Source organism: Wolbachia endosymbiont of Muscidifurax uniraptor, from assembly GCF_054149795.1.
The window spans coordinates 377656-390919 of the sequence record NZ_CP083727.1 but is presented as its reverse complement, the minus strand read 5'-3'; the positions used below and the strand labels follow the sequence as shown (position 1 = coordinate 390919).

Here is a 13264-nt window from a genome sequence, read left to right as displayed (position 1 = left end):
GTCATACCGTCACGGTATCTCTAGATCCCGCTAACAAGCAGCGGGATGACGGTTGTCAGGGTGTCAGCTACTTAGATGAAACCCTTTCCCGGTCTATCAAATCACATAGGAGAAAACTAAGACCAATCAAATTTCTTATCTTGCGGTTTTATTTGCAATATTGCTACCACACTGATCAACAAGCAGAAGACTATATAAAGCCCAGCAGCAAGGTTTGTTTGAGGAAATGTTACAGTCAACCAAATACAAACCATAGGAGTAAATCCTCCATGTAACGCATAAGAGATATTGCGTGATAAGCTCACACCACTAAATCTAACATTGGTAGGAAAGAGTTCAGATGCAACTATTCCTATGGGAACTATACCCCTTTCTATTATAGAGAGAACCATTACGCTCAACGCAATCACAAGATAATTTTTATGGTAATATGCAATAGATAACGCAGGACAACACAGTGCCATTGTAATTGCTATAAATAAGATTGCAGTGCGCTCTTTTCCAACTTTATCAGCCAACATTCCAAACGCTATTGAAGATATCGGCATTAATACACTGGTTATAATCAATACAATTTCGTTGATATATGTTGTTACATAAACATCCACTGATGCTATTTCCTTTGCGAGAGTTCGAAGAAATATGGTAAATCCAACAGCAACATTAACAGGTACAGATATTAAAATAGCAAGTATAAGAGCTCTCTTGTGGCGTTTTATAAGCTCTATTATTGGCAAATCAGATAAATTTCTTTGTTTTCGATTTTTTTCATATGCTGGAGTTTCTCCCAATGTGTATATGCTATACGCGCTAATTAATCCTAAAATAGCTGAGAAAATAAATGGCAATCTCCAACCCCAGGTACAAAAATCAGTAGTTTTTTTGCAGATAATCACTATCACCGCAGAAAGCAAGACGCCAATGGAGCGACCAAAACCCATCATTCCAAAATACATCCCTAAGTTCTCTTTCCTACTGGATAAATGCTCTATAAGATAAACAGAACTTCCTTGTTCACCACCAAGTGCAATTCCTTGTGTTATATGGATTGCAAGAAGCAATATAGTAGAAATTATACCTACTTGATTGTGACTTGGAATAAATGCAATGAGACTTGATGGTATCGATATTAGCAAGATAGTAATTATTAATGCTATCCTCCTTCCATACCTGTCACCAACGTGACCAAATATGAATGCACCAAGTGGCCTTACAATTGCACCTAGCCCTACAATTCCAAATAATTGCAGTATGTTACTGTAGACATCTTTTGCAAAACAAAACTCTCTGCTGATTATGTTAATCAAATCAATAAAAAGCATGTAGTCATACCATATTGCGATTCTGCAGAGTATGGTTGATATCAACACCCTTGTTTGCACTAAATTCAATTCGTAAATGTTTGCTTATTCTATTCTGGCTGCTTTTTGGGATTTTACAACCTAAACATATGGAGTTGACTTTTTTATTATGGTGTGTGATAATTGCAGTGTTATTAAGTTTAGTGGTAAAGTTATAATGAATATAGCTTATTTAGCAGCACTTATAGCAGCAGCTATAATAAAAATAGCAGCAGTAATACTTTGTGCTATAATGTGTATAAGCATTTTCTTTATATTATTTAAGGGAAAAAGAACACTTAGATTCAAAAGGATTTCTATCTCTTCTGAAAACAGTAGGTGTAATTTCTATAATACTATCAATTATATCTCTCCCACTTATTATATTAAGCCTTACTACTCCGTCACCTCTGGTAGTAGGTATAGTAGGTGGTATCGTTGGTGCTATTTCCATAATACCATTAATAGTAGCTTACATTTTGCTTGTGGCTATATCGGATATCTTTATTACCAAGTCTTTATAAATTTGAGCTAATGTTACTGTCTTCATTTCTTCTTGGTTGTAATATTGCTGAAAGTTATCTATTTCCATAGGTATAACATATAATCTGATTTTATAAGATATTCTACCGGGATTAAAATATCGTAAATCTTAGGCGTTATAAACAAAATTTACAGGAAAAATAAGATGATACTACTCAAAAAGGCAAACAAGACGGTATTTTTCTGGCATAAGTTAGCGTTCAGCTTTACCTTTCCTTGCAAGACATTTTAGAGCTATTATGTCTTACTTCTTGAAGATACAAGTTAGCGTTTTTAACCCGAATTCTGGATTGGAGATTAAAAAAAACAAGAATATCAATAGCTTATTGTTTTAGCATTTACGATAAAGCAGTAAGCATTTTAAGACTAGTTACTAATTTAGTAAAATTCAAGACTTTCAATAATTTACCTAAAATCTAATCCAGAATTCGGGTTAATAATAAAATCTTGTTTTTTGAAAATGAATTTGGTAAACTTTAAGGATGTATGTGACAATATGGGGATATATTGTTTTTAGTATTTAATAAGTTAAAGTACGTACTTGATAATTTTTCGGAACGCTCTAATCAAGCTAAAATAGGTAGGCTAGATAAAATTATTCTTAGTTTAAAATTGGTATAAGATATTAAGATGAAAAAAATTGAAATTTCAGAATTACTAAAAAGAATTTCAATCTGTTTACTATGCGTGGCAACTATTATCTCTATCGCTTTTTTGTTTGCCTATATGCATACAACGTTGCTCAGTAAAGGGTATGAGTTAGCTGCACATTATGTTAGTGAAGCTATGCCTTTTGTGTTACTTGTCGTTTTCTTTTTTATTGCTTGGTTTATATATGATCAAATATTCAGCAAACTAAAGGAAGTAGAGCTGCCTATATCGATAGAATTAGCTGATTCAGATGATAAAAGAATAACATTTGCTGATGCTATAATTGATGACTCCTTAAAACAACGGTTGCAGATGATTTGCTGTGACCAAATGACAGAAGAAATGCGCAAGCTGTTTGGAAATAAAAGTATTAATTCACTAAGAGGTTACATATTACATGGCCCTCCTGGAAATGGTAAAACACTTATCGCTCGTGCAATTGCAGGTGAATCAAATATGAATTTCATAAGCATCTCAGGTCCTGAACTTATTGGAGTATATATTGGTCATGGTGCACATGCTGTACGCGAGCTTTTTAAAATAGCAAAAAAATATTCTCCTTGTATAGTCTTTATAGATGAAATAGATGCAGTTGCTCAAAAAAGAAGTACCGCTAATAACTCAGCTTACCATTGTCGAGAGAGTTTAACACAGTTGTTAACTGAAATAGATGGATTTAAGAGCAGAAAAGATATAATAGTAATTGGTGCAACTAACCTTATCGGTGGTATAGATCCAGCACTTATTAGACCTGGACGTTTAGGTCAGAAGGTTTATGTCCCTAATCCAAACATAGAGGTGAGACAAAGGATATTGGAACTTTATATGCGAGGTACAAAAACTGATGAAAAGCTAAACCTCCAAGACATTGCAGACAAGACTGAAGGCTATTCTGGGGCTGAATTAGAGCAATTAGTGAATGAAGCAAACATTAGCGCTGGTGCGCAAAGACGGCTTGTAGTGAGTGAGGAAGATTTCAGTTACGCGCTTCACAGGTTAAGTCCAGAACAAGAAAGAGATAGAATAAGGTTAGTTTCAAACGTGGAGACACAGACAGAAGTATCTTATTCTATTTAGAGTATAAAACTATCATAAATTTTTCTGTTATTTCCAAATAAATTGCTATTAATTTAACAACATACATTACTAAAAGCTTAAATAATCCAGCCATTTCCAGCAACAAAAAACAGCAAGCGTGAGAAGATTTTTTTTTGGAATGAGTTGGTCATGATGTTTGTAAAACTTAATTTGTACACTTTACTTACCCCCAGTAATTCTGATATAGTTACTTTAGTTAAAGTCTATAAAAGTTTATAAATGGCAACCTTAAGTGTAAGAGAAGCTTTATGCACAGCAATTAGAGAAGAAATGCAAAACGACTCTGATGTGCTTATCATGGGTGAAGAAGTTGCAGAGTATGATGGTGCTTATAAAGTAACGAAAGGATTACTGAAAGAGTTTGGAGAAAACAGAGTAGTTGATACGCCTATTACCGAACACGGATTTGCTGGCCTTGCTGTTGGAGCGGCATTTGCTGGATTAAAGCCAATAGTCGAGTTTATGACTTTTAATTTTTCTATGCAAGCTATTGACCAAATTGTGAATTCCGCAGCAAAAACAAATTATATGTCAGGCGGACAACTTGGATGCCCTATAGTATTTCGTGGACCAAATGGCGCTGCAGCAAGAGTTGCTGCACAACATTCTCAATGCTTTGCAGCTTGGTATTCGCATATACCGGGGTTAAAAGTAATAGCACCCTATTTTGCCTCCGATTGCAGAGGTCTGCTTAAAGCTGCAATTCGTGACCCTAATCCGGTAATATTTCTAGAAAACGAAATAGCTTATGGACATGAGCATGAAGTTTCTGACTCTGAGCTATCAAACAAAGATTATCTACTTGAAATAGGCAAAGCTGCTGTTATACGGGAAGGAAAGGATGTAACTATCACTGCTTTTTCATTAAAATTAATGGATGCCTTAAATGCAGCAGATTTACTTTCGAGTGAAGGTATAGAAGCTGAAGTTATTGACCTCAGAACCTTAAGACCACTTGACACTCAAACTGTTATTAACTCTATTCAGAAGACTAATAGGTTAGTTAGTGTAGAAGAAGGATGGCCATTTGCAGGAATAGGAGCAGAGCTGTCAGCCGTTGTTATGGAACAAGGATTTGACTACCTTGATGCTCCAGTTGTACGCGTAACTGGCAAGGACATCCCCTTACCTTACGCTGCAAATCTAGAAAAAAAAGCATTACCACAAGTGGAAGATATAGTTAAAGCCGTACATCAGGTCTGTTTTAGAAAAAAATAGTTCTTTTTTGTGTCTCCTGTTCCACATTGGTCCATCAAAGAAGTATTTCCAGTGCCGCCTATACCACCCATTACTTTTATGACGATAGTTTTAGCACCGAAAAATACAGCACAAAATATACCGAGTGCAAAAAGCGCTGGCCATGGCATTCTACCAAATATCGCAAGCAAAGCTGCACCTATTATCACTACGGTCATAAGCGGTCCGCCTATTCCCCAAACGTAGCCAATAATGTTACATATTACTTGAGCAGTTGTATCAGTATTAGTGTCAGCGGCAGCACTCCCAACATGAGAAAAAGAAATAAATAATACTATAAAAAGAATATTAAAAACTTTCCTAGGGTTCATCTCTATACCTTAAATTTAGATATTGCAATTATACCTAAAATACTATAATTTTTAGTAAAACTAGCATAAAGATTGAATAACAAACAGTGCCACAAAAGTAGTTGATACACAACTGCACAAATATTGTAATATAGACATAGTAAACGATATTATTCCAGTGCTTGACGCTGGAATCCAGACTTTAATTGTTATATTTGTAAATAAGTCTGGAACGTTCATCTCAAATGCAGTATTTTTGTTGAAATAGCTCAACTGGATCCCAGTGGGCTTTGTTGCATCGCTCTTCGGATAGTAGGTAACGTACAATAAATTCATGAAGCTATCTCAAACTTAGCCATGCCTATTTCAGTAAATTTGTTAAGCAAATAACACTTGAGTAGCAGTTCCTTCTCACGATTAATTTCAGATTTGCTCCTAAAACTAAACCCAAATATTCGCTTCAACCTTGAGAAAAATCCTTCAATATACGATCTTTTTCCGTAATTTACTTCTTCTTTCCATCTTTTTATACCATTCTCACCATGTAATTTCATTAACTGAATAGCGGCATTTCTATCAAGCATATAATCCAATTTTGGATGCTCTGCTGCGTTGTTTTTCGGAGAAATTTTCGTTTTTATACCATATTGATTACACAGCTTATAGAGCTTTTCTCTGTCATATGCCCTATCTGCATATAGTACTTTTATGACATACTGAAAATCGACTTCTTTTAGCAAATCACAAGCTCCATAGTGATCAGAGTAGACACCGTTACTGTATTTTACAGCTATGGCTTTTTTGCTGTTTGTATTCAACATTACATGCAATTTTCTTGTCTGTTCATAGCTGCGATACTTTCTATCTTCGCTATTTTCTTTGCTATGACCAGGAGTGTTGTTGTATATACTAATTCCTGTACTGTCTATAGCAATTTCGATATCTTCCATATTATTTTCTGCAATCATTGATCTTAATATTGAGTTTCTTAAACCTTCTTGATGATTGTGAATAGCTGATAACTTGCAGATTTTTCCCAATTTGCTCAAGGTATCCTGCTATAAACCCAACTGTTTGCCTCAGGCCTATTCTAAATAAACAAGTTATTATGTGCACCAAAATTACAACTTTATCGCTATAAATATTGTTGCCACCTGGTATTTTTGGACCATTCTCGTACCACTTTTCTATGGCTTCGTTGATATAATGAAAAATATTTCCTCTTTTTTCTAGAAATTTGTTATATTCGCTATGGTTACTGACCCTCATTTTTTGTGGCATATTTTTTCTTCAACAGTTAAATCGCTATTTATAATGAATTTTGTCAGTAGCCACCAGATTTTTCAGTTGCTATGCAACAAAGCCATCCCAGTGTCAAGCACTGGAATGACAGCAGTCCTACGTCATACCGCCGCGGTATCTCAGCCGCTAACAAGTAGCGGGATGACGGTTGTCGTTTAGCCATAAACATTAAGAAATTTACCAAATGGAAAAAAAAGGCAAAAGAAGCCCCGTGGTTGGCTAATTACTTACATTATACTTTCAAGTATGGCGTTTTTTTATTCTAAATGCTTAATAACCGCGATTCAGTTGCTTTTAAACCGCAACTAATCTAAATTAGAAACATTAAGAAATTTACTAAACAGAAAAAAAGGCAAAAGAAACCCTAGGGTAGCTAGTTATTCACTATCCATTTTTTAAGTTGGCGTTTTTTTATGTTTTAAACGCTTTATAAGCGCGTTTCAGCTTATGTAGGTAGAAGTTTGATAAAGACATAAGGTGCACATAGTGCAAAAAATTAAACATGAGACGCCAGATACGTGAGTTTTTTTGTCATTTAATCTGTACAGAGAAGATAAATAAATAGCTTCAGTTTCATGATAAGGGGGCTGGCGGAGTTTGTCAAGTAAGTTTTTTCGTTTCTAACGGTTGTTGCCAAAAACTATACAAGAAGTCTTTTAAGATCAATCACTTATCTTCAAGGCTTGAATAAAAGCATTCTGTGGAATATTTACGTTCCCTATAGAATGTAACCTTTTTTTACCCTTCTTTTGCTTTTCAAGTAGTTTCATTCTTCGCGTTACATCTCCACCATAGAGTTTAGCTGTTACATCTTTTCTGTATGGGTTAATCGTTTCTCTGGCAATAATTTTTCCGCCCACTGCCGCTTGAATCGCGATTTTGTATTGCTGACGTGGTATTAAATCCTTCAAGCGTGCACATATTTCACGCCCCCTTTTTTCTGCCCTACTTTTGTGAACGATACAAGCCAGTGCATCTACGGGCTCTCCATTAATTAAAAAGCTTAATTTATCTATTTGGCTTACCAGATAGCTGGAAATTTCCCAATCTAAGCTTGCATATCCTTTGGAAATTGATTTTAATCGATCATAAAAGTCAAAAACAACTTCAGACAGTGGTAATTTATATCTTAACAATGCTGTTGTTGTGTTACCAATGTAAGATAAATCCTCCTGTTCTCCCCTCCTTTCTTCACATAGAGATAGAATCTCTCCCAAGTATTGATCAGGAACCATTATGGTTGCGGTAATCCATGGTTCTTCCACAATTTCAATTTTCGTTGGATCTGGCATATCACTTGGGTTATGAATATTCAAAATTTCACCACTTTGTGTTGTAACCCTATATATAACACTTGGCGCAGTTGCTGTTAGGTCTAAATCAAATTCTCTCTCGAGCCTTTCTTGAATAACTTCAAGATGCAACATTCCCAAAAAACCACAACGAAATCCATAGCCTAGTGCATTTGAAGTTTCAGCTTCGAAGGTAAAACTTGCATCATTTAAATGTAACTTCTCTAGAGCTTCCCTTAGATATTTAAAATCATCCGTTTTGTGAGGGAAAATGCTACAAAATACCACAGGATGCACTTCTTTAAATCCAGGAAGTGCTTCACTACAAGGTCTCTTTTCCTCAGTGATAGTGTCCCCTACCTTGCAGTCTGCTACTTCCTTCATTGAAGCAGTTATAAAACCAACTTCACCCGCTGAAAGTTCACCCGTCATCACTTTTTTAGGGGTGAAAATACCGATATTATCTATCTGGTATGTAGCATTATTAGACATCATAACAATTCTCATGCCTTTTTTTAGCACTCCATTTTTAACTCGCACTAAAATTACCACTCCTAAGTAAGTGTCATACCAACTATCAACTAAAATTGCTTGCAGTGGAGCATTTACATCACCTTGAGGAGCTGGAAGTTTTGCCACTATTGCTTCAAGTACATCTTTTATTCCAAGTCCAGTTTTTGCTGATATTAAAACTGACTCACTTGCGTCAATACCGATTATTTCCTCAACCTGGAGTTTTACCCCTTCTGGATCTGCAGCAGGAAGATCAACTTTATTGAGCACAACTATTATTTCATGATTGTTGTCAATAGCTTTATATACATTTGCAAGGGTTTGTGCTTCAACGCCCTGGCTACTATCCACCACTAAAAGTGAACCTTCGCACGCTGCTAAGCTTCGACTTACCTCGTAAGAAAAGTCAACGTGACCTGGGGTGTCCATGAGATTTAGGCAATATTGATTACCGTCGTTTGCCGTATAATTGAGTTTTACCGTCTGTGCCTTAATTGTAATCCCACGTTCGCGTTCTATATCCATTGAATCGAGTATTTGATTGGTCATTTCTCTTGCTTCAAGGCCGTTACATTCCTCTATTAAACGGTCAGCAAGCGTTGACTTACCGTGGTCTATATGCGCTATTATTGCAAAATTTCTTATGTTGTTCATTTATGGCTATTTTACTTAAGTAGAACCATTTTACATTTTAAGTGTTGTGAGGGCAATCCTTTATTAAGAGACTATTTACTCCTTCAACATAGACGACACTTTTTTCGAGCAGGAAATCACTTTATTAACCATATAGTTTTCATGATTATTATCTATTTTAGGCAACTCATATAGATAATTTACCATCATCCCGGCTGACTGACTAATACCCTTTTCAGAAGTATCCGCCATCCAGTTTAATTGTTTTATCGATGCACCATTGCTTAAATGAAAATGCGCCACCGGGTCATAAGCATCGCCACTATTGTTCTTAACTTTTAGTAAATAATATGCACATAGTTTAAGCATGCATTGTTTAGTTTCATTTGTACATTCAACATTAGTTTTTAATTGCTCTGCACTTTCTAAAATTTCTGCACTAGATTGTTTTATATTTAGTTTGCCCAATAAAGTGACATCTTGGTTTAGATTGTTTTTTAGCCATTTCGTAAAGCCAGGTATTGGAGAAAGAGTTGCATATGTTTTTATACTTTTAAACTCCTGTGATAGCTTTTCTACAACCCTTTTGATCAAAAAATTACCAAGGCTGATTCCAGATAACCCTGCTTGAGTGTTTGATATTGAATAGAATATAGCAGTGCTTGCATTACTCGGATCATTTGAAGGTACTGACTCATCTAAAAGGTGTTGAATGCTATCTGCAATCTTATCCACCAATGCAACCTCTACAAAAATTAGAGGTTCGTTTGGTATCTTGTAATGAAAAAAAGCAAAACAGAGACGATCAGAATCTAGTCTGTTTTTTAGGTCGCCCCAAGAGGAAATTTTATGCACAGCTTCATATTTTATAAGTTTTTCTAGCAATGATGCAGGTGAATCCCAAGTGATTTGACGAAGATCGAGTAGATCAACATCAACCCAAGTATAGAGTATATTTTTTAATTCCCTCTCTAGTGGATTCAAGCCTCTATATTGGTTCTTTAGCTTAAGCACATCAGAACGCATATCAACAATAAACTTAAGGCCTTCTGGTAAAGAAATAAATTGCTTCAATATTTTAGAACGTGGTGATTCAAGAATTTTTATTAAATCCTGTTCAAATTTATAGTTTAACTCGGGATCTTGGTTTTTCTTATACTCTCTAATTTTCTCATCTATTTCCGCTTTATTCGGATTAAATTTTTCTGCCAGGGTTTGTAGAAATTTTATTTTACCTTTCTCTGATAAGCTTAAGTACAAGTTACCAAGAGATACAGCGTTTTTACGTGCTGAAACCTCCCCTCCCTTTGGATTTAAGCACTCGTTCATCTTCAAGACTAAACTATCGATATCGCGACTGTTGCTTAAATCAGGACTGATGTTACCAATCCACGATCTTACAGCATCTGCCACTCCACCTAGTATTTTAAAAAAGCTTCTTACCGCTTTTTTGTCTTCAACTTTCACTATATCAGTTTTTACCAATGATTCTTTTGTCATAGATTCCCTTTATTATACATGGCTAATGCAAGTCAGGGTCATACTGCCGCGGTATCCCGCTAACAAGCAGCGGGATGACGAATTTATCGTTTGTCAAATCGTCGGTAAACCCAAGTTATTTTAGCTACATATAGCTTAAGTTAAAGGAAAATTTTAGCTACATAGCAGGCACTATTACTAGATTATTAATAATTCAGTAATACAATAGACTTCTTGCACTACCTCCCAAGCCACAACTGTCATTCAGTAGAAACAAAAAAACTTGCTTGACAAACTCCGCCAGCCCTCTTATCATGGAAGTGAAGCTATTTTATTTAACTTCGCAATCTCTGCAGCAGATTAAAATGACAAGAAAACTTGTATTTGGCGTACTATTGTTTAATTTTTTGCACTATGTGCACCTTATGTCTTTATCAAATTTCTAGGTTTTTACCTACATAAGCTGAAACGCGCTTGTAAAGCGTTCAAGACATCACCCAACGTCAAATTTTAAAATAGAGAGTGTAATAACTAGCTACCACGGGTTTTCTTTGCCTTTTTTTTCTGCCTAGTAAATTCCTTAAACATTTAAACTAAGGTTAGTTGCTTTTAAAAGCAGCTAAATTGCAGTGTTTAAGACTTAAAAAACGCCAATACTGAAAATAGACAATGACTAGGGCTTCTTTTGCCTTTTTTTTATTTGGTAAATTTCTTAAACATTTATGGCTAAACGACAACCGTCATCCCGCTACTTGTTAGCGGCTGAGATACCGCGGCGGTATGACGTAGGACTGCTGTCATTCCAGTGTTTAACACTGGAATGACACGTCATAAAGGAACCAGTGTTAGCTACTTGGATGATACCTTTTTTCTACTTAGTTTGGGTTATGCAAGAAGTCTATTTACTTCTTAACTTGACGCACATGATGTCTTGCAGCATCATCTACTGCTTCTAAATAAACCATCACCAAACATATACCACTGTGTACTTCTATATATGCCTCATTGCTCAGGCTTCGATTAAAGCAAGAATTCTTTCCTGGAAAGGCAAGGTTGCTAAGATGCAGTTCCCATTTTAATCCTTTGGTTGATATTTGAGCTCTCGGTATACCAAGTAAAGATATTTTAGTATTTTTTGGCAAAGAAAAAAAATGGGTAATACCTTTTCGTAAAGTGTAACCTACCATGGGAGGTGAAGGTGTGTAAAAGATACTGCCCGTACTTAGAAAAATGTTAATATTCTGTAGTATGTGATCAATTGCTCCTCCAGTAATACCCGTTACTATTGATGGCAATAACTTTACTGTTTTTAAGTGAGCCATTGCTTTAGAAAAGTCGCAATAATCTTGATCAGGTAGATATATCGTATTCAAATTAGCACGTAAATCCAGATTTACGCTATCCAAATCTCCTACTACAAGATCAGGTTTTACGCCAATTGATAGAAGCTTGTTTGCTCCTCCATCTACAGCAATAATAGGTATATCTCGTTTAAAAAACGATGAGCTCGGTATTTTTCCATTTAGCACTACAATAGAACGATATTGTTGTTGTGTACTGCAGTGCAGCACATGATCATGGTGCAGGTTTTGCATCGTAGTAACATTTTTGAATAATTGATATTATGCTAATCACTAATCCAGCAATATTGCTAAGCACCACAAAAATTGAGCTCTGGTAAAGACCATAGCCAATCCAAGACAATGAACAAATAAGATAGTTTACTAACATTAACATCGATACATCACGAGTAACTTTAGTGATATATGCTTTATATACTTGAGGTGATAATCCAATTAGAGATGCAATTAACGCAATGAAGCCGAAGCATTCTTCAATATTTATATACATACATTTTCCTACGCTTGCTTTAACAATATCAGGTTCAAAGGGTTGTACTTTATGTACTCTCAGCTTTTCTAGAGCACCCCTAATGCGTGTAATTTATAACATCATTTAGTCTATTAATCAAGAAATTAATAGTGACTTGCATTTATGAAACCCAATCGGCTTCTATGCTAATTATTATCTAAACTAATCGTCGGTTGTGCATCTTGCTCAGAGATTAGGGCAACCAACAAATTATTTATCAATTGAACCTTTTGCTTGCCATCTAATTGTAAGCTTTTGTTTTTTTCAAAATGAGCTATTACTTCCTCGACAATTCCTATTGCATTTTGCACTATATGCCTTCTTGCCGAAGTGATAGCATGTGCTTGTTGGCGCCTTAACATTGCTTGTGCAATCTCGGACGAATACGCCAAATGCGATATTCTTGCTTCTGTAATCTCAATTCCTGCAATATCTAATCTTTGTTGTAACATTGACCGCAATTCATCTGAAATTTTATCAGAATTTTTACGTAAAGATTCCTCATCGCTTTCGCTATCATACGGATAATTGCTCGCCAATTCTCTAATTACCGAGTCACTTTGTACAAAAACAAATTCGTGATAGTTGTTAACATTATAATACGCCTTTGCAGGACTGCTCACTCTCCAAACAATTACTGCAGAAATCTCTATTGGACTTCCATTTGCATCATTAACTTTTATTTTTTCTGTGTTAATATTCTGAAATTTTAGGGAAACTACGTATTTGCTTGAAAAGGGAAGCGTTACACATATTCCAGACTTAAAATAAGTTCCAATATAATGACCAAAAAATTCTATCACTCTTGCTTCATTAGGGTCATTAATAAAAAATCCTTGAAGAAAAGTCAAAATTGAAACGGCAGCAACTCCAAGTGCAATTGTGCTGTCATATGCCAAAAAAAGCAGCGATAAAATTAATCCTAGCGCTATTAGTACAGGAAAAAACCGGAGTTGACTTAAATTTCTATCGTTTATCGTATTCTTATCCATAT

General features: G+C 35.4%; 11 protein-coding genes, 1 pseudogene and 1 riboswitch. Of the genes and pseudogenes, 2 read left to right on the top strand and 10 right to left on the bottom strand.

The window, feature by feature from the left end:
• Nucleotides 1-116: 116 nt before the first annotated feature.
• Both LA754_RS02025 and LA754_RS02020 read right to left on the bottom strand, forming a co-directional pair.
• On the bottom strand, nucleotides 117-1382 hold the full coding sequence (locus LA754_RS02025; RefSeq protein WP_077188085.1) for an MFS transporter: 1266 nt from the start codon (nucleotides 1380-1382) through the stop codon (nucleotides 117-119).
• Nucleotides 1383-1617: 235 nt separating this feature from the next.
• Nucleotides 1618-1794, bottom strand: coding sequence for a hypothetical protein (locus LA754_RS02020; RefSeq protein ID WP_174930852.1), 177 nt, complete (start codon nucleotides 1792-1794; stop codon nucleotides 1618-1620).
• Nucleotides 1795-2513: 719 nt separating this feature from the next.
• Here LA754_RS02020 and LA754_RS02015 point away from each other — a divergent pair.
• Both LA754_RS02015 and LA754_RS02010 read left to right on the top strand, forming a co-directional pair.
• On the top strand, nucleotides 2514-3611 hold the full coding sequence (locus LA754_RS02015; RefSeq protein ID WP_006279662.1) for an ATP-binding protein: 1098 nt from the start codon (nucleotides 2514-2516) through the stop codon (nucleotides 3609-3611).
• 240 nt (nucleotides 3612-3851) lie between these two features.
• Complete coding sequence (locus tag LA754_RS02010) at nucleotides 3852-4850, top strand: pyruvate dehydrogenase complex E1 component subunit beta (RefSeq protein WP_006279663.1); 999 nt, start codon at nucleotides 3852-3854, stop codon at nucleotides 4848-4850.
• On the opposite strand, the gene LA754_RS02005 is transcribed toward LA754_RS02010, so the two are convergent.
• The 8 genes and pseudogenes from LA754_RS02005 to LA754_RS01970 form a co-directional block, all read right to left on the bottom strand.
• Nucleotides 4826-5200 carry a TrbC/VirB2 family protein gene (locus LA754_RS02005; protein ID WP_006279664.1) on the bottom strand — a complete coding sequence of 125 codons (375 nt, stop codon included), beginning with the start codon at nucleotides 5198-5200 and terminating at the stop codon, nucleotides 4826-4828. The two genes, LA754_RS02010 and LA754_RS02005, sit on opposite strands and share 25 nt — an antisense overlap.
• A 60-nt stretch (nucleotides 5201-5260) precedes the next feature.
• Nucleotides 5261-5515: a hypothetical protein gene (locus tag LA754_RS02000; protein ID WP_049973607.1), complete on the bottom strand. Its 255-nt coding sequence runs from the start codon at nucleotides 5513-5515 to the stop codon at nucleotides 5261-5263.
• Nucleotides 5512-6460 (bottom strand): annotated as a pseudogene (locus LA754_RS01995) (IS5 family transposase). The gene LA754_RS02000 and the pseudogene LA754_RS01995 overlap by 4 nt, the downstream one beginning before the upstream one ends.
• Before the next feature lie 683 nt (nucleotides 6461-7143).
• Nucleotides 7144-8940, bottom strand: coding sequence for a translation elongation factor 4 (gene lepA / locus LA754_RS01990; protein WP_006279999.1), 1797 nt, complete (start codon nucleotides 8938-8940; stop codon nucleotides 7144-7146).
• A gap of 75 nt (nucleotides 8941-9015) precedes the next feature.
• The gene (locus LA754_RS01985; protein ID WP_006280000.1) at nucleotides 9016-10419 is read right to left on the bottom strand and encodes a malonyl-CoA decarboxylase; all 1404 of its coding nucleotides are present in this window, start codon (nucleotides 10417-10419) and stop codon (nucleotides 9016-9018) included.
• An 881-nt stretch (nucleotides 10420-11300) separates the two neighbouring features.
• The gene (locus LA754_RS01980) at nucleotides 11301-11993 is read right to left on the bottom strand and encodes a thiamine diphosphokinase (protein WP_006280001.1); all 693 of its coding nucleotides are present in this window, start codon (nucleotides 11991-11993) and stop codon (nucleotides 11301-11303) included.
• Nucleotides 11974-12249: a SemiSWEET family sugar transporter gene (locus LA754_RS01975; protein ID WP_006280002.1), complete on the bottom strand. Its 276-nt coding sequence runs from the start codon at nucleotides 12247-12249 to the stop codon at nucleotides 11974-11976. The genes LA754_RS01980 and LA754_RS01975 overlap by 20 nt, the downstream gene beginning before the upstream one ends.
• Nucleotides 12238-12340, bottom strand: a riboswitch (TPP riboswitch). (Overlaps the previous gene by 12 nt.)
• 76 nt (nucleotides 12341-12416) lie before the next feature.
• Nucleotides 12417-13262 carry an SPFH domain-containing protein gene (locus tag LA754_RS01970; protein WP_006280003.1) on the bottom strand — a complete coding sequence of 282 codons (846 nt, stop codon included), beginning with the start codon at nucleotides 13260-13262 and terminating at the stop codon, nucleotides 12417-12419.
• Nucleotides 13263-13264: the final 2 nt, after the last annotated feature.

Coding starts and splice junctions, on each gene's coding strand:
- LA754_RS02020 (WP_174930852.1), bottom strand. CDS start 1,794: ATGGAAATAGCACCAACGATACCACCTACTATACCTACTACCAGAGGT.
- LA754_RS02015 (WP_006279662.1), top strand. CDS start 2,514: ATGAAAAAAATTGAAATTTCAGAATTACTAAAAAGAATTTCAATCTGT.
- LA754_RS02010 (WP_006279663.1), top strand. CDS start 3,852: ATGGCAACCTTAAGTGTAAGAGAAGCTTTATGCACAGCAATTAGAGAA.
- LA754_RS02005 (WP_006279664.1), bottom strand. CDS start 5,200: ATGAACCCTAGGAAAGTTTTTAATATTCTTTTTATAGTATTATTTATT.
- LA754_RS02000 (WP_049973607.1), bottom strand. CDS start 5,515: ATGAATTTATTGTACGTTACCTACTATCCGAAGAGCGATGCAACAAAG.
- lepA (WP_006279999.1), bottom strand. CDS start 8,940: ATGAACAACATAAGAAATTTTGCAATAATAGCGCATATAGACCACGGT.
- LA754_RS01985 (WP_006280000.1), bottom strand. CDS start 10,419: ATGACAAAAGAATCATTGGTAAAAACTGATATAGTGAAAGTTGAAGAC.
- LA754_RS01980 (WP_006280001.1), bottom strand. CDS start 11,993: ATGCAAAACCTGCACCATGATCATGTGCTGCACTGCAGTACACAACAA.
- LA754_RS01975 (WP_006280002.1), bottom strand. CDS start 12,249: ATGTATATAAATATTGAAGAATGCTTCGGCTTCATTGCGTTAATTGCA.
- LA754_RS01970 (WP_006280003.1), bottom strand. CDS start 13,262: ATGGATAAGAATACGATAAACGATAGAAATTTAAGTCAACTCCGGTTT.